Source organism: Rhodanobacter sp. C06, from assembly GCF_002001105.1.
Classification (GTDB): Bacteria; Pseudomonadota; Gammaproteobacteria; order Xanthomonadales; family Rhodanobacteraceae; genus Rhodanobacter_A.
Window position 1 is genome coordinate 62,273 of the sequence record NZ_MUNP01000037.1, and the last position, 19,445, is coordinate 81,717.

Annotated in this window: 16 protein-coding genes; 3 read left to right on the forward strand and 13 right to left on the reverse strand. The window is 68.3% G+C overall.

Translation table 11 applies throughout. From position 1 onward, the window contains the following. Positions 1-21 precede the first annotated feature (21 nt). The 8 genes from B0E52_RS05400 to B0E52_RS05435 all read right to left on the reverse strand — a co-directional run bounded on the left by B0E52_RS05400 (position 22) and on the right by B0E52_RS05435 (position 7,454). The gene (locus B0E52_RS05400; RefSeq protein ID WP_077482415.1) at positions 22-1,923 is read right to left on the reverse strand and encodes a potassium transporter Kup; all 1,902 of its coding nucleotides are present in this window, start codon (positions 1,921-1,923) and stop codon (positions 22-24) included. Between the two features lie 5 nt (positions 1,924-1,928). After that, the gene (ruvA, locus tag B0E52_RS05405; RefSeq protein ID WP_077482413.1) at positions 1,929-2,522 is read right to left on the reverse strand and encodes a Holliday junction branch migration protein RuvA; all 594 of its coding nucleotides are present in this window, start codon (positions 2,520-2,522) and stop codon (positions 1,929-1,931) included. Continuing rightward, positions 2,519-3,037 carry a crossover junction endodeoxyribonuclease RuvC gene (gene ruvC, locus B0E52_RS05410; protein WP_077482368.1) on the reverse strand — a complete coding sequence of 173 codons (519 nt, stop codon included), beginning with the start codon at positions 3,035-3,037 and terminating at the stop codon, positions 2,519-2,521. The genes ruvA and ruvC overlap by 4 nt, the downstream gene beginning before the upstream one ends. 36 nt (positions 3,038-3,073) lie before the next feature. Then, complete coding sequence (locus B0E52_RS05415; protein WP_077482369.1) at positions 3,074-3,802, reverse strand: YebC/PmpR family DNA-binding transcriptional regulator; 729 nt, start codon at positions 3,800-3,802, stop codon at positions 3,074-3,076. An 81-nt stretch (positions 3,803-3,883) separates the two neighbouring features. Beyond that, complete coding sequence (locus B0E52_RS05420) at positions 3,884-4,516, reverse strand: alpha/beta fold hydrolase (RefSeq protein WP_077482370.1); 633 nt, start codon at positions 4,514-4,516, stop codon at positions 3,884-3,886. A 105-nt stretch (positions 4,517-4,621) separates the two neighbouring features. Continuing rightward, entirely contained in the window at positions 4,622-6,394 is a 1,773-nt protein-coding gene (aspS, locus tag B0E52_RS05425; protein ID WP_077482371.1) for an aspartate--tRNA ligase, read from the reverse strand. A 124-nt stretch (positions 6,395-6,518) separates the two neighbouring features. Next, on the reverse strand, positions 6,519-7,046 hold the full coding sequence (locus B0E52_RS05430) for a DUF3011 domain-containing protein (protein ID WP_077482372.1): 528 nt from the start codon (positions 7,044-7,046) through the stop codon (positions 6,519-6,521). 105 nt (positions 7,047-7,151) lie between these two features. After that, positions 7,152-7,454: a zinc ribbon domain-containing protein gene (locus B0E52_RS05435; RefSeq protein WP_077482373.1), complete on the reverse strand. Its 303-nt coding sequence runs from the start codon at positions 7,452-7,454 to the stop codon at positions 7,152-7,154. 287 nt (positions 7,455-7,741) lie between these two features. Between B0E52_RS05435 and B0E52_RS05440 the strand changes: the two genes are divergently transcribed. Next, positions 7,742-10,246: a TonB-dependent receptor gene (locus tag B0E52_RS05440; protein WP_077482374.1), complete on the forward strand. Its 2,505-nt coding sequence runs from the start codon at positions 7,742-7,744 to the stop codon at positions 10,244-10,246. A 66-nt stretch (positions 10,247-10,312) separates the two neighbouring features. Here B0E52_RS05440 and clpB read toward each other — a convergent pair whose 3' ends face one another. From clpB to rluD, 3 genes are all read right to left on the reverse strand, one after another. Further along, complete coding sequence (gene clpB / locus B0E52_RS05445) at positions 10,313-12,895, reverse strand: ATP-dependent chaperone ClpB (protein ID WP_077482375.1); 2,583 nt, start codon at positions 12,893-12,895, stop codon at positions 10,313-10,315. A 145-nt stretch (positions 12,896-13,040) separates the two neighbouring features. Next, positions 13,041-13,787 carry a peptidoglycan editing factor PgeF gene (pgeF, locus tag B0E52_RS05450; protein WP_077482376.1) on the reverse strand — a complete coding sequence of 249 codons (747 nt, stop codon included), beginning with the start codon at positions 13,785-13,787 and terminating at the stop codon, positions 13,041-13,043. A gap of 132 nt (positions 13,788-13,919) precedes the next feature. Then, positions 13,920-14,894 (reverse strand): 23S rRNA pseudouridine(1911/1915/1917) synthase RluD, encoded by a 975-nt coding sequence (gene rluD / locus B0E52_RS05455; RefSeq protein WP_077482377.1) that lies wholly within the window; start codon positions 14,892-14,894, stop codon positions 13,920-13,922. Between the two features lie 93 nt (positions 14,895-14,987). Here rluD and B0E52_RS05460 point away from each other — a divergent pair, with 93 nt between their 5' ends. Beyond that, entirely contained in the window at positions 14,988-15,854 is an 867-nt protein-coding gene (locus B0E52_RS05460; protein WP_077482378.1) for an outer membrane protein assembly factor BamD, read from the forward strand. Between the two features lie 171 nt (positions 15,855-16,025). Here B0E52_RS05460 and B0E52_RS05465 read toward each other — a convergent pair whose 3' ends face one another. Further along, positions 16,026-17,648 carry an NAD+ synthase gene (locus B0E52_RS05465; protein WP_077482379.1) on the reverse strand — a complete coding sequence of 541 codons (1,623 nt, stop codon included), beginning with the start codon at positions 17,646-17,648 and terminating at the stop codon, positions 16,026-16,028. 100 nt (positions 17,649-17,748) lie between these two features. Beyond that, positions 17,749-18,366 (reverse strand): LysE/ArgO family amino acid transporter, encoded by a 618-nt coding sequence (locus B0E52_RS05470; protein ID WP_077482380.1) that lies wholly within the window; start codon positions 18,364-18,366, stop codon positions 17,749-17,751. Between the two features lie 104 nt (positions 18,367-18,470). On the opposite strand from B0E52_RS05470, the gene B0E52_RS05475 reads away from it, so the two are divergent. Next, positions 18,471-19,373, forward strand: coding sequence for a LysR family transcriptional regulator ArgP (locus B0E52_RS05475; protein WP_077482381.1), 903 nt, complete (start codon positions 18,471-18,473; stop codon positions 19,371-19,373). The last annotated feature ends 72 nt before the right edge of the window (positions 19,374-19,445 follow it).

Below are 19,445 nucleotides of genomic sequence, written 5' to 3' on the forward strand. Positions count from 1 at the left end.
GCGGCAGTGCCGCTCGCAGGATCAAATCTCGACCTGCGCGCCGAGTTCGATGAGGCGGTTGCCCGGGATCTGGAAATACGCGGTCGCCGGCAGCGCGTTCCGCGCCATGAAGACGAACAGCTTGTCGCGCCACAACGCCATGCCGGGACGACGCTTGTCGGCCACGATGTTCTCGCGCGACAGGAAGAACGTGGTGTCCATCATGTCGAAGCCGAGGCCGGCGCGTGCGCATTGCGACAATGCCAGCGGCACGTTCGGGTCCTCGGCGAAGCCGAAGCGCAGCGCGATGCCGTGGAACTCGTCGCCCAGCGCGTCGATATGGATGCGTTCCTCGGCGTCGGCCACCGGCGTCTCCAGCATCTCCACCGTCAGCAGCACGTTGCGCTCATGCAGCACCTTGTTGTGCTTGAGGTTGTGCAGCAGCGCATGCGGCACCGCATTCTGGTTCGCGGTGAGGAACACCGCCGTGCCCGGCACGCGCAGCGGCGGGTGCTCGCGCATCGCCGCGATGAACGGCGCCAGCGCCAGGCCGCCCTGCTTGATCTCGCGCACCACCAGCTCGCGGCCACGGCGCCAGGTGGTCATCCAGGTGAACACCGCCAGCCCCAGTACCAGCGGGAACCAGCCGCCGTACTCGACCTTGATCAGGTTCGCGCCGAAGAACGACAGGTCGATCACCAGGAACAGCACGCCCGCCGCGATCACCGCCGGCAGTTTCCAGTGCCACTGCCGGCGCGCCACGACCAGCGCCAGCACCGTGGTGATGCTCATGGTACCGGTCACGGCGATGCCATAGGCCGCGCTCAGCTTTTCGGAGCTGCCGAAATGCAGCACCGCGAACAGCACCATCAGCAGCAGGAAGTTGTTGACCCAGGGCACGAAGATCTGCCCGGACATCTCGCGCGAGGTATGCACGATCGGCATGCGCATCGAATAGCCCAGCGACATCGCCTCGCGGGTCATCGAGAACGCGCCTGAGATCACCGCCTGCGAGGCGATCACTGCCGCAGCGGTGGCCAGCGCGATCATCGGGTACAGCAGGATCGAAGGCACCAGCTTGAAGAACGGGCTGTCGATCGCCTCCGGGTGCATCAACAGCAGCGCGCCCTGCCCAAAATAATTCAGCAGCAACGCCGGAAGCACGAAGCCAAACCACGCCGCACGGATCGGCTTCTTGCCGAAATGCCCCATGTCGGCGTACAGCGCTTCGGCGCCAGTCAGCGCCAGCACCACGCCGCCCAGCGCGATGAAAGCCTGAATGCCGTGGCTGAAGAAGAACTTCACCGCATAACCCGGGTACACCGCGTACAGCACCTGTGGATGGCGCGCAATCATGTTCGCGCCAAGCAGCGCGATCACCACGAACCAGACCATCATCACCGGCCCGAACAGCTTTCCCACGCGCTCGGTGCCGTGCCGCTGCAACAGGAACAGCAGGATCAGCACCACCACGGTGAGCGGCACGACCCACTCGCTCAGGCCGGGCGAGACGACCTTCACGCCCTCCACCGCGCCCAACACCGAGATCGCCGGCGTGATCACGCCGTCGCCGTAGAACAGCGACGCGCCGAAGATGCCGAGGATCACCAGCACCCAGCGCAGCCTGGGTTGCTCGCGCACGCAGCGCTGGGCCAGCGCCATCAGCGCCATGATGCCGCCCTCGCCCTTGTTGTCGGCACGCATGATGAACACCACGTACTTCAGCGACACCACCAGGATCTGCGCCCAGAAGATCAGCGACAGCACGCCGTAGACGCTGGCCGGCGTGGGGTGCATGCCGTCGTGGCTCAACGTCGTCTGCAAGGTGTACAGCGGGCTGGTGCCGATGTCGCCGTAGACCACGCCGATGGCACCCACGGCCAAGGCGGCAAGGCGCCGCTTGGTTTCGGCGGCGGCATCGCCGCCGGCAACGGTAGGGTTCACTTGGTTCAACTCCCCAGCGCGGCGCGCAGCGCCTTGCGGATGATGGCTTCGGCGCTGTCGCCGTCAACGGCGACCTTCTGCACCAGGCGGGTGACTTCGGCGGGCTTGTAGCCCAGCTGCTGCAGCGCCACGGTGGCCTCGCCGGCCGCATCCAGCGGTGCACCGGTCGCCGCGGCGCCCGGCAGGCTCGCGGCCATGCCGTCCACGCGGTCGCGCAGTTCCACCACGATGCGTTCGGCGGTCTTCTTGCCGATGCCGGGGATCTTGGTCAGTGCCACCACGTCGCCGGCATGCACCAGGCGCGCGAAATCGCTGGTGGAGACGCCGGACAGCACTGCCAGCGCGATCTTCGCGCCGATCCCCGAAACCTTCTGCAGGTTGCGGAACAGCGTGCGCTCGGCCTCCTGCAGGAAGCCGTACAGCGCCACGCTGTCTTCCTTCTGCGCGTAATGGGTGAGCAGCACCACTTCCTTGCCCAGTCCCGGCAGATCGTAGATGGTGGACATCGGCGCCTCCAGCTCGTAGCCGATGCCGCCCACTTCCACCAGCAGCCAGGGCGGCTGCTTCGACACGAGCGTCCCGCGCAGGCGACCGATCATCGCCGCCTCCATGCCGTGCGCGGAATGCCCACGCGCTGCAAGCTGGCACGCGTGTGCGCATGCGCCACCGCGATCGCCAGTGCATCGGCGGCATCGGCCTGCAGCGGCCCCTTCAGGCCCAGCAGGATGCCGACCATGTGCTGCACCTGCGCCTTGTCGCCGCGGCCCGTGCCGACCACGGCCTGCTTCACTTCCGTCGCTGCGTACTCGTGCACCGCGATTCCCCGGCTCACCACCGCGCAGATCGCGGCACCCCTCGCCTGTCCCAGCTTCAAGGCCGAATCGGCGTTGCGCGCCATGAACACGCGCTCGATGCCGCACTCGTCCGGTCGATGGGCGGCGATGATGTCATTCAGTTCGTCAAAAATGCGTTTCAGGCGCAGCGGGAAGCTGGCTTCGCCAGCGACTGCCAGCGCGCCATGGAACACGTGCGTGAGCTTGCCGGCGGCATCGACGTCGATGATGCCCACGCCGGTGCGCTGACTGCCGGGGTCGATGCCGAGGATGCGCGTCATCGCGGAATCGGTTCGCTCTGGCGCCGCGACGGCGGCTCAGCCGCCGCTCTCGGCCGGCAGCAAGGCGTTGTGATAGACCTCGCTCACGTCGTCGAGGCCATCGAGCTTGTCGAGCATCGCGGTGAGCGCTTCCAGCGCCTCGCCGGTCACCGCCACGCGGTTGTTCGGGCGCATGCCCACGCCGGCGTGTTCGGCGCCAAGGCCGGCCGCGATCAGCGCCTGCTGCACCGCCTCGAAACTCTCCGGCGCGCACAGCACCGTGCTCTCGCCGCCTTCGTTGACCACGTCGTCAGCGCCGGCTTCCAGCGCCGCTTCCAGCACCTTTTCTTCCTTCGCCGCGTCGCCACCGGTGGCGAAGGCCAGCTCGCCGCAGCGGGTGAACTGGAACGCCACCGAGCCCGAGGTGCCGAGGTTGCCGCCGTGCCTGGTCAGCGCGTGGCGCACGTCGGCCACGGTGCGCACGGGGTTGTCGGTGAAGCAGTCGATGATCAGCGCGATGCCGCCGGGACCGTAGCCTTCGTAGCGCATCTCCTCGCCGGCGCCATCGGCACCCGAGCCGCGCTTGATCGCGCGCTCGATGGTGTCCTTGGTCATGTTCGCCGCGAGCGCCTTGTCCACTGCGGCGCGCAGGCGCGGATTGCTCGCCGGGTCGGCCACGCCGGCGCGCGTGGCGACGGTGATCTCGCGGATCAGCTTGGTGAACACCTTGGCGCGCTTGGCGTCCTCGGCGTTCTTGCGGCCTTCGATGGACGGACCTCTACCCATGGGGACACCCGGACTCGGTTCAAAAAGGACAAGCGGACGATTTTACCGCAAGACGGGCGGATCGCCGCCAGTGCACCGCGCTCAAGCCGCCGTGGTGTCGAAATGGCCATGCCGCAGGAACGCGGTCACCAGACGCGCCACTTCCTGCGAGAACAGCAGGCCGGTGTGGTTGGCCTCGACCACGCAGTGGTCGGCCACGCCGGGCAGCCGGGTTTCCTCCACCGCCACGGTGCCGTCGTGCTCGCCGGCCAGCTGGCCCAGCATCGCCCCCAGCCCCAGCGGCAGGCGGCCGGCGATCACGCCGACCTCGCGCGGGCCGTCCCAGCGCTCGAGACCCTGCTCCAGCAGGCTGCGGTTGTGCCCCAGCAGCACTTCGCCGCCACGCCCCCACGTGGCGAAGGCGCGCGCCGCCGCACTGCCCTTGAGCGGCGAGCCAAGGCAGACCACGCGCCCCGGCGGCAGCGTCTCCGCGTCGAGGCAGGCGCGCAGCGCCAAGAGGCCACCCAGGCTGTGCCCCACCAGGTGCACCGCGTCGGGTGCGCAATCGCCCATCCGCGCCTGCAGCCGCGCGAGGATGCGCTGCTGCGACGAGGCCACGCTGAGGTAGTCGAAGCGGTGCACGCGGTAGCCGTCGGCGATCAACCGACGGTGCAGCATGCCCAGCGCGAAGCCGCGCATCCACAGGCCGTGCAGCAGGATGATGTGTTCGGTCATGCGCGAAAGTGCCTGGATACACCGACGGAGACGACGAGCGAGCCCGCCCCCGATGGGGCAAAACCCGTGAGTCACGAAACCGGCCGGTCCCTGGCCCGCGGCGGCTCAGCCGTGCAGTTTGTCCGCCGCGGCGACGCGCACGTGCAGCTCCTTGAGCTGCGGCTCCGAGACCATCGACGGCGCGTCGGTCATCAAGTCCTGCGCGCTGGTGGTCTTGGGGAAGGCGATCACGTCGCGGATCGACTCGGTACCGGCCATCAGGGCGGCGATGCGATCGATGCCGAAGGCCAGGCCGCCGTGCGGTGGCGCGCCGAATTTCAGCGCCTTGAGCAGGAAGCCGAACTTCGCCTCGGCCTCGTCCGCGCCGATGCCGAGCAGCTCGAACACCGCGCTCTGCATCTCGGGGCGATGGATGCGGATCGAGCCGCCGCCGATCTCGTTGCCGTTGAGCACCATGTCGTAACCGCGGCTCACCGCGGTGGCGGCGTGGCTCTTGAGATCCGCGATGTCGTCGATCTTCGGTGCGGTGAACGGGTGATGCAGTGCCACGTGGCGCTGCGCCTCCTCGTCGTACTCGAACATCGGGAAGTCGGTGACCCAGAGCGGCTTCCAGCCTTCGGCGACCAGACCGCGGTCCTTGACGACCTTCAGGCGCAGCGCGCCCATGAAGTCGGTGACCGTCTTCCACTTGCCTGCGCCCACGAACACGATGTCGCCCGAAGCGGCGCCGGTCGCCTTGAGCACGGTATCCAGCGCCGCGTCGTCGAGGAACTTCGCCACCGGCGAGTTGATGCCTTCGCGGCCCCTGGCGAGATCCTCGACCTTGAGCCAGGCCAAGCCCTTGGCGCCGTAGCGCGCCACGTATTCGGTGAGGCCGTCGATTTCCTTGCGCGACAGCGTGCTGCCTCCCGGCACGCACAGCGCGGCCACCCGGCCAGCCGGGTCGTTCGCCGGCTCGGCGAACACCTTGAACTCGACGTGCTTCAGCGCGTCGGCCACGTCCACCAGCTCCAGCGCGATGCGCAGGTCGGGCTTGTCCGAACCGTAGCGACGCATCGCCTCGGCCCAGGTCATGCGCGGGAACGTCGCGTCCAGCTCGACGCCCTGCACTTCCTTGAACACGTGGCGGATCAGCTCCTCCACGAAGTCCTGCACGTCCCGTTCCTCGACGAAGGCGAACTCGAGGTCGAGCTGGGTGAATTCGGGCTGGCGATCGGCGCGCAGGTCCTCGTCGCGGAAGCAGCGCGCGATCTGGTAGTAGCGGTCGAAGCCGGCCATCATCAGGATCTGCTTGAACAGCTGCGGCGACTGCGGCAGCGCGTAGAACTGGCCCGGATGCACGCGGCTGGGCACCAGGTAGTCGCGCGCGCCCTCGGGCGTGGCCTTGGTCAGGATCGGCGTCTCGATGTCCTGGAAGCCGCGTGCATCGAGATAACGGCGCAGCGCCTGCACCAGCTTGATGCGCTTGCGCATCATTGCCTGCATCTCGGGGCGGCGCAGGTCGAGGTAGCGGTAAGTCATCCGCATGTCCTCGTTCGGGTTCTCGTGCAGCGCGAACGGCAGGTCCTTCGCGGCGTTGAGGATCTCCACCTTGTCCGCCAGCACTTCCACCGTGCCGGTGCGCAGCTTGTCGTTCACCGACAGGCGCTTGCGCAGCGTACCGGTGACGCGCACGCAGTACTCGTTGCCGATCTCGCCGGCCACCACGAATGCGGCGGCGTTCTCGCGCTCCACCACCACCTGCGCCAAGCCCTCGTGGTCGCGCAGGTCGACGAAGGCCACATGGGCCTGCAGGCGGATCTTGTTGACCCAACCGCACAAGGTGACGGTCTGGCCGACCAGCGACTCGTCGATGAGGCCGCAGTAATGCGTGCGCATGCGCTTGGAACTCCGGGCCGCAGCCCCTGGGAAACGGGAGGAAAGACCGGGGATTTTAGCAGGCTGCCGGGAAACTGCCTTCCCGCACGTTCCCGGCTCGCCGCGCCGGAGGTCGACGGCGGGACTACCAGCGTGGCCGGCCGCCGCGGGCGTCGCGGAACTGGCCGCGGCATCCGCCCTTCACCCACACGCTGTAGGGATCGCTGCCCCAGGTACGGCCCTCGACGCAGGCTGCGTCGGACATCTGCCGCGACAGCTCGGAGTAGCGCCACGGCATCTGGCAACGGGTGCCGCGACTGTCATTGCTGGCGCAATAGACTTCCTGGCCGCCGCGATCGCCACCATAGCCGGGGCGGCCGTAGCCACGTGCGTTGCTGAAGTTGCCGCGGCAGCCGCCCTTGATCCAGACGCTGTAGGGGTCACTGCCCCAGGTCTGGCCCTCGATGCAGGCCGCCTTGGACATCTGCTGGGCGAGCACCGAATCACGCCATGGCATCTGGCAGCGCGAACCGCGGGTGTCGTTGCTGGCGCAATAGAGTTCCTGGCTCTGGCCGCGATCGCCGTAACCCTGCGCCCGCGCGTCGCGCGCGGCGAAGCCCGTGGCTGCCAGCAGCGTGCCGGCAGCCAGCACGACCTTGAGCACAATGTGCATGACGGCCCTTCCATGACAGTGGTGGTGCCGCCAAGGTAACCGAGCCACCGGCAGGCGGGTACTGCACGGCAGCTACCGCGGCATGCGGCGATTCAGCTTGCGCGCTCAGTCGCTCGACGAGGTACTGGCAGCCGGTGCCGCGGCGGGTACAGGTGCAGGAGAAGCCGCAGGCGCGGCGGCCGGGGCGGCGGCGGTGTCGCCGGCCAGGTTGCGCTTCTTGTCGCCGTCCTTCTTGAAATCGGTCTCGTACCAGCCGCCGCCGGCCAGCCGGAACGAGGGCGCGCTCACGCGTCGGCGCACCTTGGGCGCGCCGCACTCGGGGCAATCGACGGGGTCGGCATCGGACAGTTTCTGCAGGCGATCGTAGCGGTGACCGCACTGGCTGCATTCGAATTCATAGATGGGCATGGGCACTCCGGAACCGCCGGATCGCCGCGCCCGGACCGGGCAGGCGACGCGACAGCATCCCATTATTCGGGCCGCGCCAGCGCTTTTCAATGCGCCATGTGGGGCATGGACAGGCGCGGACGGACGCGGCAGGCTGGACATCAGGGGAAGTCCGCACCGCCGATGCGGCGCACCCTGACATGCGCAAGCTGCCTCATTTGGACGTCTATACGGCTGTTGACGAACAACGACCGCGGCATTAGCCTGCGATTGTTGCGCCGCACCAACCACTTCCCCGGGGAGACACCATGAACAAGCCGCACCGCACCCTGCTTCCCACCGCGCTGGCCGCCGCCGTGCTGCTGGCTCTCGCCAGCACGCCCGCCGCCGCCCAGGACAACACCGGCAGCAACACGACCACAACGGACGCAGCCGCAGCTGCCAAGGCCAAGCAGTTGCAGACGGTGATCGTCACCGGCACCCGTTCCAGCGACCGCACCGTCAGCAGCTCGCTGACGCCGATCGACGTGGTCTCCGCCCAGGTGCTGCAGCAGACCGGCACCACCGATCTGCCCACCGCGCTGGCGCGCATCATTCCGTCGCTGAACTTCCCGCGTCCGGCCGCAGCCGACACCGCCGACACGCAACGCCCCGCGCAGCTGCGCGGCCTGTCGCCCGACCAGGTGCTGGTGCTGGTGAATGGCAAGCGCTGGCATCCCGGCGCGATCCTGCTCAACAACGGCGTGATCGGCCGCGGCTCCCAGCCGGTCGACCTCAACACCATCCCGCTCTCGGCGATCGACCACATCGAGGTGCTGCGCGACGGCGCCTCGGCGCAGTACGGCTCCGACGCCATCGCCGGCGTGATCAACGTCATCCTGAAGAAAGGCCCCAAGGGCGGCGACGTGGAAGTCAGCGGCGGCCAATACTCCGCCGGCGACGGCCGGCAATGGCTGGGTTCGGCGAACTTCGGCATCCCGCTCGGCAACGACCAAGGCTGGCTGCGCCTCGCGCTGGAGAGCGGCAACGAGGACAACACCAACCGTGCCGGCCCGGACAACCGCTCGCCGGCCTGGCGGGCGCTGGGCGTGAACTTCCGCCAGGGCGATCCCTGGGTGCACAGCAACAACGTGCTGCTCAACGCGCAGTACGACATCACCCCGAACGTGCAGTTCTACACCTTCGGCCACTACGGCCGCCGCAACAGCATCTCGCCGGCGTTCTTCCGCTACGGACTGAACAGCCCCTCGCCGCGCAGCCCGCTGATGGCCTCGATGTATCCCGACGGCTTCCTGCCGCTGGAGAACGCCGACTCCTTCGACCAGTCGCTGGTCGCCGGCCTGCGCGGCACGCTGGACGGCTGGCGCTGGGACGTCTCGGCCAACGCCGGCGGCAACCGCGTCTCCTACGAGACGCAAAACAGCATGAACTTCGCCTACTTCCACGATTTCGGCAGCTCGCCCGCGGTATTCGACGACGGCATCCTCAAGGCCAACCAGCAGTCGTTCGACATCGACATCGCCAAGGACCTCCAGGTCGGCTGGCTGCCGAATGCGGTCACCGTGGCCTTCGGTACCGAGTACCTTCGCCAGAGTTACCAGATCAGCCCGGGCGACCTCCCGTCCTGGTACGTGGGCACCTCGGGCACGCCCGGCGGCGCGCAGGGTTTCGCCGGCTGGCAGCCGGTCAACGCCGTGAACGCCGCGCGCCACGACGTGGCCGAGTACCTCGACTTCGAGACCAACCTCACCGACAAGCTCGGCGCCTCGCTGGCGGTACGCCACGAGGACTACTCCGACTTCGGCAACACCACCTCGGGCTCGCTGTCGGCGCGCTACGACTTCACCGACAGCTTCGCCCTGCGCGGCAGTGCATCCACCGGCTTCCGTGCACCGGCGCTGGGCCAGGAGTACTTCTCGCAGGTCTCGTCGCTGTACTTCGCCAACGGCAACTCTGCCGGCTTGCCGGCCGGCATCTACAACAGCGGCCTGGTGCCGGTGGGCAGCCAGATCGCCACCCTGCTCGGCTCCGAGGCACTGAAGCCGGAGAAGTCGCGCAACTACACGCTCGGCGCGGTGTGGAACCCCACCGGCACGCTGAACCTCAGCCTGGACGTCTACCAGATCTACATCGACAACCGCATCGCATTGTCCGGCGCGATCTCCACCACCTCGCCCAAGGTGGTCAGCTACCTTGCCGCCAACGGCATCTCCAACCTCAACTACAGCAGCGTCAACTACTTCACCAATGCCGGTGACACGCGCACGCGCGGCGTGGACTTCGTGGGCAGCTACGTGTCCGACTTCGGCAACGCCGGCACGCTGACCAGCACGCTCACCGCCAACTACAACCAGAACAAGGTCACCAGCGTCAAGCCGAACCCGGCGGTGCTGAGCAACCTGGGCGTCAACTTCGTGCGCCTCAACCGCCAGGACATCGAGGGCTACCTGGCGAACTCCTCGCCGCGCAGCAAGCTGATCTGGAACGAGCTGTACACGATGGGCAACTGGAGCGTCAACGGCACGCTGACCCGTTATGGCCGCTACACCAGCTACGTGAGCAGCGTGGCCAGCTACAACCCCGCGAAGGGCGTGGTGGACCAGACCTTCAGCCCCAAGTGGATCTTCGACCTGTCAGGCAGCTACCGATGGCAGGACTGGACCTTCACCCTGGGCGTGGACAACGCGCTGAACGTCCACCCCGACAAGAACATCGCCAACAACACCAACAACGGCACCCTGCCCTACTCCACGTTCTCGCCGTTCGGCTACAACGGTGCCTACGCCTACGGCAAGGTGCGCTACAGCTGGTGACGTCGCGGCACGCAAGAAACGCAACGAAGAGCCCCGGCCATGCCGGGGTTCTTCGTTTCCATCCGGTCAGCCCGACTGGAACGACAGGTGGCCACCGGCGGCATCCACCGCGATGGTGCTGCCCGGCGCGTAACGGCCTTCCAGGATCTCCCTCGCCAGCGGATTTTCCAGCTGCTGCTGGATCGCGCGCTTCAGCGGCCGCGCGCCGTAAACCGGGTCGAAGCCCACGTTGCCGAGCAGGTCCAGCGCCTTCTCGCTGATCTCCAGTTTCAGCTGGCGCTCGGCGAGGCGCTTCTCCAGCGCGGTGAGCTGGATCAGCGCGATGCGGCGGATCTGCGACTTCTGCAGCGGGCGGAACACCACCAGCTCGTCGAGGCGGTTGATGAACTCGGGACGGAAGTGCGCCTGCACCACGCCCAGCACCGCGGCCTTCATCTGCATGTAGTCTGCTTCGCTGTCTCCCGCTTGCTCCTGGATCAGCTGGGAGCCGAGGTTCGAGGTCATCACGATCACCGTGTTGCGGAAGTCCACGGTGCGGCCCTGGCCATCGGTGAGGCGGCCGTCATCCAGCACCTGCAAGAGGATGTTGAACACGTCCGGGTGCGCCTTCTCCACCTCGTCGAGCAGGATCACGCTGTATGGCCGGCGACGCACCGCCTCGGTGAGGTAGCCGCCTTCCTCGTAGCCCACGTAGCCGGGCGGCGCGCCGATCAGCCGGCTCACCGAATGCTTCTCCATGAACTCGCTCATGTCGATGCGCACCATCGCGTCCTGCGTGTCGAACAGGAACTCGGCCAGCGCCTTGCACAGCTCGGTCTTGCCCACGCCGGTGGGGCCGAGGAACAGGAAGGAGCCGCTGGGCCGGTTCGGGTCGGACAACCCCGCGCGTGCGCGCCGCACCGCGTCGGACACCGCGCGCACGGCCTCGTCCTGGCCCACCACGCGCTTGTGCAGATCGTCCTCCATGTGCAGCAGCTTCTCGCGCTCGCCTTCCAGCATCTTCGCCACCGGGATGCCGGTCCAGCGGGCCACCACCTCGGCGATCTCCTCGGCGGTGACCTTGTCCTGCACCAGGGTGAACTCCTGCTTCTCGGCCGCCTGCGCGGCGGCGAGCTGCTTCTCCAGTTCGGGCAGCTTGCCGTACTGGATCTCGCTCATCTTCGCGTAGTCCTGCCGGCGCTGGGCCGCTTCCAGCTCCAGGCGCGCGGCCTCGATCTGCTCCTTGATCCTGGTCGCGCCCTGCAACGCCGCCTTCTCCGATTTCCACACCTCGTTCAAGTCGGAGAACTCGCGCTCGAGCTTGACGATGTCGGCCTCCAGGTCGGCGAGGCGCTGCTTCGACTCGCTGTCCTTTTCCTTCTTCAGCATCTCGCGCTGGATCTTCAGCTGGATCAGCCGGCGTTCCAGGCGGTCGAGTTCCTCCGGCTTGGAGTCGATCTCCATGCGGATGCGCGAGGCCGCCTCGTCCATCAGGTCGATGGCCTTGTCCGGCAGCTGGCGGTCGGGGATGTAGCGGTTCGACAGCGTGGCCGCGGCGACGATGGCCGGGTCGGTGATCTCCACGCCGTGATGCACCGCGTAGCGTTCCTTCAAGCCGCGCAGGATCGCGATGGTGTCCTCCACCGACGGTTCGCCCACGAACACCTTCTGGAAGCGGCGTTCCAGCGCTGCGTCCTTCTCGATGTACTGGCGGTACTCGTCCAGTGTGGTGGCGCCGATGCAGTGCAGCTCGCCGCGGGCCAGCGCGGGCTTCAGCATGTTGCCCGCGTCCATCGCGCCCTCGCCCTTGCCGGCGCCGACCATGGTGTGCAGCTCGTCGATGAACAGGATGATCTGGCCCTCGTTCTTGGCGAGGTCGTTGAGCACGGCCTTCAGGCGTTCCTCGAACTCGCCGCGGAACTTCGCGCCGGCGATCAACGCGCCCATGTCCAGCGCCAGCACGCGGCGGTCGCGCAAGCCTTCCGGCACCTCGCCCTTGACGATGCGCTGGGCCAGGCCTTCGACGATGGCGGTCTTGCCCACGCCGGGCTCGCCGATCAGCACGGGGTTGTTCTTGGTGCGCCGCTGCAGCACCTGGATCGTGCGGCGGATCTCCTCGTCGCGACCGATCACCGGATCGAGCTTGCCCGACTCGGCGCGCTCGGTGAGGTCGATGCAGTACTTTTGCAGTGCCTGGCGCTGCTCCTCGGCATTCTCGCTCTGCACCTTCTCGCCGCCGCGCACTTGTTCGATCGCCGCTTCGAGCTTCGCCTTGCTCGCGCCCGCAGCTTTCAATGCCGAGCCCAGCTCGCCCTTGTCCTCCAGCGCCGCCAGCACGAACAGCTCGCTGGCGATGAATTGGTCGCCGCGCTGCTGCGCCAGCTTGTCGGTGAGGTTGAGCAGGCGATTGAGGTCGTTGCCCACGTTGAGGTTGCCCTCCTGCCCGCTGACCTTGGGCAGGCGCTCCAGCAGTTCGTTCACGCGCTGGCGCAGCGCCGGCACGTTCACGCCCGCCTGCGTGAGCAGCGGCGCGGTCGAACCGCCCTGCTGGGCCAGCAAGGCCGCCATCACGTGCACGGGTTCCAGCATGTTGTGGTCGCGGCCCACGGCCAGCGACTGCGCGTCGGCCAGCGCCTGCTGGAAACGCGAGGTGAGTTTGTCCATCCGCATCGGGCTATCCCCACGAAGGTTTTGGCGGACCGGCCGCCACTGCCCGCTGAGATGCGGGTGGCGACTGCCGATTCAAGCAGACACGCCGACGAGGATGCGTCAAGACTTCAGGTGGCGGGCGGGGTTCGCCTTGGAGGAAAGGGCATCAAGAAGCCAGCCAGATCAGGCTGGCAAAGCGCCCGCTGCGCGCGCCCTCGCGCCGGTACGAATAGAACCGCGCATCGGCGAACGTGTCGAAGCCGCCACCATGCACCCGCGCGATACCCGCCGCGGCCAACCGCTGCCGCGCCAGCGCGGCGAGGTCGCAGTGCCAATGCCCCGGCCGCGTCGGCGTGAAGCAGGCGGCGGCGCCGGCCGCATGGCCTACGAAGGCGGCGCGCACTTCCTCGCCGACTTCGTAGGAAGGCCCGGCTATGCACGGTCCCAGCCATGCCAGCAGGCGCGCTGGCGCCACCTGCATCTGTTCGATGGTGGCTTCGAGCACGCCGGCGGCGAGGCCACGCCAGCCGGCGTGGGCGGCGGCTATGGCGCTGCCGTCGTCGGCGCAGAACAGCACCGGCAGGCAGTCGGCGGTGAGGATCGCGAGCACGGTGCCGGGGATGCGCGAGACCGCGGCGTCGGCCTGCGGCTCGTGCTCGCTTGGCAGCGGACCCAGCTCGGCCACGGTGCTGCCGTGCACCTGGTGCAGCCAGCGCGGCGCGCTGGGCAGGTTCATGGCCTGCTGCAACACGCTGCGGTTGCTGTCCACCACCTCGGCGGATTCGCCGCTGCGCAGACCGAGGTTGAAGCGGCCGAACGGTGGCGCGGAGACGCCGGGGCCTTCGCGCGTGCTCACCGCCGCATGCACGCGCGCGGGCGCGGGCCAGTCGGGGAAGATCCAGGTGTCGGTCATATCCTTCGACGCGGGTTGGGCTGGGGAACGACAAGCATCGCATAGGCGCGCCGCTGACGCTCTGACAAGCGGGCGCGACAGGATCACCCAGTTCCGTCCCTCCCCTGCACGCAGGGGAGGGGGCCGCATGGATCAGTCGTCGTCGTGGCCGTGGGCGGCGAGGTCGTCGCGCAAGGCGGCGATCAACGCGGTCATGTCGGCCGGACGTTCGGCGGTGAACGCCAAGGCCTCGCCGGTGACCGGGTGTTCGAACGCCAACCGCTCGGCGTGCAGCGCCTGGCGGCGGAAGCCGCGCAGCGCGGCGACCAGTTCCGGGGCGGCACGCTTGGGCAACTTGAGGCCGCCGCCGTACAGCGGATCGCCCACCAGCGGGTGGCCGATATGGGTGAGGTGCACGCGGATCTGGTGGGTACGGCCGGTTTCCAGGTTGCACTGGAGCAGGCTGTGCGCACGGAAGCGCTCGCGCAGGCGGTAATGGGTGACGGCATGCTTGCCGCTCTCCTCGTCGCGCACGGCCTGGCGCAGGCGATCGCCCATGCTGCGACCGATCGGCTCATCCACCGTGCCGCCCGAGACCAGGCTGCCCAGCACCACGGCTTCGTACTGGCGCTCCACGTCGTGGCGCGACAGCATCTCCACCAGCGCGGTCATCGCGGGCAGGGTCCTGGCCACCACCATCAGGCCGGAGGTGTCCTTGTCCAGCCGGTGCACGATGCCGGCACGCGGCAGCTCGGCCAGCTTGGCGTCGTGATGCAGCAGTGCATTGAGCAAGGTGCCGGAGGGGTTGCCCGCACCGGGGTGCACCACCAGGCCGGCCGGCTTGTCCAGCACCAGTAGGTGCGCGTCCTCGTGCACGATGGCGAGCGCGATGTCTTCCGGCGCGCTGGCCACCTCGGCCTCCAGTTCGGCCTCCAGCCGCACCTGTTCGCCTCCGCGCAGCAGCTGGCGCGGCGGCGCCGTGGCGCCGTCCAGGGTGGCCGCGCCGGACTTGATCCAGGCGGCGAGGCGCGAGCGCGAGTAGTCGGGGAACAACTCGGCCAGCGTCTGGTCGAACCTGCGTCCGGCCGCCGTCAGCGGTACCCGGGCTTCGTGGCGTATCGCGGTCATGCGCCGTCTCCCGCGTAGCGGGCGGCGTCGGGCCGCTGAGTGGCGCCGGTTTCGGCTATCATGCTTTTTCGCTCAAACATCTGAATCCCTTACATGCGTCCAACTATCGACTCGCTCAAGCTGCCGATGACCACCCGGTTCTGCCTCAGGACGCTCGCCGTGCTCGCTCTGGCGCTGACGATGAGCGCCTGCTCGCTGTTCGGCCACAAGCGCGACAACATCGACACCATGCCGGTGGACGCGCTGTACAACAACGCGCACACCTCGCTGGAGAATGCCGACTATTCGGCGGCCATCAAGGCCTACCAGCGCCTGATCGCCCGCTTCCCGTCCGGCGACTACAACGAGCAGGCCCAGCTCGAGCTGGCCTACGCGCAGTACAAGGACAGCCAGTCGGACGACGCCTATTCGACGGTCAACCGCTTCATCAAGACCTATCCGGCCAACCGGCATGTGGATTATGCCTATTACCTGCGCGGCCTGATCAACTTCGATCGCACCACCGGTTTCATGGACCGGGTCTCCCGCGACAAGAAGGCGCAGTCGCGCCGCGACCAGGCCTACAATCTGCAGGCCTTCGACGATTTCGCCGAGCTGTCGCGCCGCTTCCCGAACAGCGCCTACGCTGCCGACGCACGCCAGCGCATGATCTACCTGCGCAACGTGCTGGCGCAGTACGAGATCAACGTGGCCGAGTTCTACCTGTTCAACCGCATCTACATCGGCGCCGCCGACCGCGCGCAGTACGTGATCGAGCACTACCAGCAGGCACCGCAGACCGGCGACGCGCTGGCCATCCTCACCCGCAGCTACCTCGCGCTCGGCCAGGACAAGCAGGCAGATCAGGTGCGCAAGGTGCTTGCGCTCAACTACCCGGAGCATCCTTACCTGAAGGATGCGAAGTGGCCGCACGAAGTGTCCATCTGGCGCAAGATGGTGCCGTTCGCGCGGCATCATTGAGCCGAAGGGTCGAGCGCAACGAAAAACCGGCGAGCGATCGCCGGTTTTTTTGTGGCCGGTTGCGCGAGTCTTGCGCCCTCTCCCCAACCCTCTCCCGCAAGCGGGAGAGGGGGCAATCGTGCCGTGCGGGTCCGCCGTTGCACACCTTGTGGCGAACGTTCGCGTCGACGGTCAACGCCAACCGGAGGTTATGGGATAGCGCCGCTCGCGGCCGAAGGCGCGGCTGGTGACACGCGGCCCCGGCGCCGACTGGCGGCGCTTGAACTCGTTGGCCAGCACCAGCCGCACCACGCGGTGCACCACGTCGGCGGCGAAGCCGGCCGCGGCGATCTCGGCCTGCGACTGCTCGCCCTCGATGAAGCGCGCGAGGATCGCGTCCAGCATCTCGTAGGGCGGCAGCGAATCCTGGTCGGTCTGGTTGTCGCGCAACTCGGCCGAGGGTGGGCGGTCGATGACCGCTACCGGGATCGCCTCCTCGCCGCCGGCCTGCGCGTTGCGCCATCGTGCGAGGCGGTACACCACGGTCTTGTAGACGTCCTTGAGCGGTGCATAGGCGCCGCACATGTCGCCGTACAGCGTGCAGTAGCCCACCGCCATCTCGCTCTTGTTGCCGGTGGCGAGCAACAGCTTGCCGTGCTTGTTCGACAGCGCCATCAGCATCACGCCGCGAGTGCGCGACTGCAGGTTTTCCTCGGTGGTGTCGGCGCCCTTGCCGGCGAAAGCGGGCGTCAGCGCGTGGATGAAGGAGTCCACCGTCGGCTCCACGTCGATCACGTGGTAGTCCACACCCAGTCGCTCGGCCTGCATGCGCGCGCCGTCCAGCGACAGCTGCGAGGTGTAGCGGGTAGGCATCATCACCGCGGTGACGCGGTCGGCACCCAGCGCATCCACCGCCAGCGCCAGGGTCAGCGCGGAGTCGATCCCGCCGGACAGTCCCAGCAGCACGCCCGGGAAACCGTTCTTGTCGATGTAGTCGCGGATGCCGCGCACCAGCGCGGCGTACAGCACGGCCTCGCTGCACGCATCGTCCGGCTCCGGCCAGCCTTCGGCCTGCAGCGTGCGCGTGGCCGGGTCGAACTCGGCCCACAGCAAAGCGTCGACGAAGGCCGGCGCACGCGCCGCGACTGAGCCGTCGCCGTTCACCAGCAGCGAACCGCCGTCGTAGACCACCTCGTCCTGGCCGCCGACCAGGTTGAGGTAGGCGAAGGCGCAACCGGTCTCCTGCGCGCGCGCGACCAGCACCGCCTCGCGCTCGGCCGGCTTGGCGTCGTCCCAGGGCGAGGCATTGATCACCACGATCAGCTCGGCGCCGGCGCGCGCCGCGGCCGCGGCCGGCTCGGGGCGCCACACGTCCTCGCAGATCAAGAGGCCGATGCGCACGCCGGCCAGCGTGGTGAGCGCACTGGCATGGCCAGGACGGAAATAGCGCTTGTCGTCGAACACGCCGTAGTTCGGCAGCGCCTGCTTGTGCGCGATCTGCGCGACGCGGCCCTCGCGCAGCAGCGCGGCGGCGTTGTACACCTCGCCCTCGCTGTGCGGGAAACCCACCAGTGCGGCCAGGCCGTTCGTCCCGGCCGCCAGCGCTTCCAGTTCCTGCTGGCAAGCGGCGAGGAAGCTGGGGCGCAGCAGCAGGTCTTCCGGCGGGTAGCCGGAAAGGGTCAGCTCGGGGAACACCACCAGCTCGGCGCCGCCGCTGCGGGCCTGCGCCATCAGGTCGCCCACCTTCGCGGCATTCGCCGCGACCGCGCCGACCGGGAAATCGTGCTGGGCCAGCGCCAGTCTCAGGACAGCCATGGATCGAGCTCTTCGGGGGATGGAATCGGGGACGAAATGGTAGTGCATCGCCATCCGAACAAGCGGTCCCGATACTTCCGACGCCCGTCACCCGCCGACCTCAGGCCATCGGCTGCCACAGCAGCAGGGCGGCCAGCACCCACATCAGCACTGCCACCAGCACGTCGAACACGCGCCAGGCGGCCAGGCTGCGGAATACCGGCAGCAGCAGCCGCGCGCCATAGCCGAGCGCCGTGAACCACAGCACGCTGGCGCAGCCGGCGCCCGCGGCGAACGACCAGCGGCCGGTGCCGTCGTAATGCGTGGACAGGCTGCCGAGCAGCACCACGGTATCCAGGTACACGTGCGGGTTGAGCAGGGTGAAGCCGAGGCAGGCCAGCACCGTGCGTCCCAGCCCGTCTGTCGCCGCGTCGGCCGGGTGCAGGCCGCTTTCGCCGCTCCAGGCGCGTCGCGCCGCCAGCAGACCATACGCGGCGAGAAAGGCTGCCCCGACGAAACGCAGCAGCTGCAGCAGCCCGGGCTGCCGCTGCACCGCCAGCCCCATGCCGGCCACGCCCAGCGTGATCAGCAGGACGTCGGCCAGCACGCAGACCAGCACCACCGCGCCGACATGCCGGCGCTGCAGCCCTTGCCGCAGCACGAAGGCGTTCTGCGCGCCGATGGCGACGATCAGGCCGGCGCCGGTACCGAGTCCGGCCAGGTAGGCAGGCAGTTGCATGGGGAAGCCTCGCAGAAGGAAGCCCACTTTCGAATGGCCGTCTGCATCAGTAAAACTAAATCTGCTTAACTTGGTTCAGTTCTTCTGCATTGCCGGGAGCGCCCGTGAGCCTGCTCAATCCCCAACTGGCTGCCTTCGCCGCCGTGCTCGACGAAGGCAGCTTCGACGGCGCCGCGCGGCGGCTTTCGCTGACGCCTTCGGCGATCTCGCAGCGCATCAAGGCGCTGGAGGATCGCCTGGGCCAGGTGCTGGTGCTGCGCCAGTCGCCCAGCCGGGCCACGCCCGCCGGCGAGCGGTTGCTGCGCAGCGTGCAGCAGATGCGCCTGCTGGAAGCCGAGACCCTGGACGACTTCGCGGTCGACCCCGCACACGCCGCGCCGGCCACGGTGGCCATCGCGGTGAATGCGGATTCGCTCGCCACCTGGTTCCTGGCCGCACTGGCCGGACTGCACCAGCGCGACGGGCTGCTGTTCGACGTGCGGGTGGAGGACCAGGATCATTCCGCCGGCCTGCTGCGCGACGGTTCGGTGCTCGGCGCGGTCACTGCCGACGCCCGCCCCGTGCAGGGCTGCAGCGTGAAGAAACTCGGCGTGATGCGCTACCTGCCGATCGCCGCGCCGGCCTTCGTCGCCCGCCACTTCGCCGACGGCGTGAACGCGGCGGCGCTCGGCACGGCGCCGCTGCTGGTGTTCAACCGCAAGGACGCGCTGCAGTGGCGCTTCATGCGCAGCATGACCCGCGCCAAGCTAGCTCCGCCCATGCACTACCTGCCCTCCTCCACCGCTTTCGTGGAAGGCGCGGCACAGGGCCTGGGCTGGGCCATGGCGCCGGAGTCCATGCTGGAACAGCCCTTCGCCCGCGGCGAGCTGCAGCCGATCGCGCCCGGTCGCTGGCTGGACGTGCCGTTGTACTGGCAGCACTGGGCTATCCGCTCGACCATCCTGGCCAAGCTCACCGATGCTCTGCTGCAGGCCGCGCGGCAGGGCCTGCGCGACGCACGTCCTTGAGCCCAGCCGTGGGCAACCTTTGGTCGGAAACCCGCAAACGGAAAGGGCCGCATCGCTGCGGCCCTTTCCACG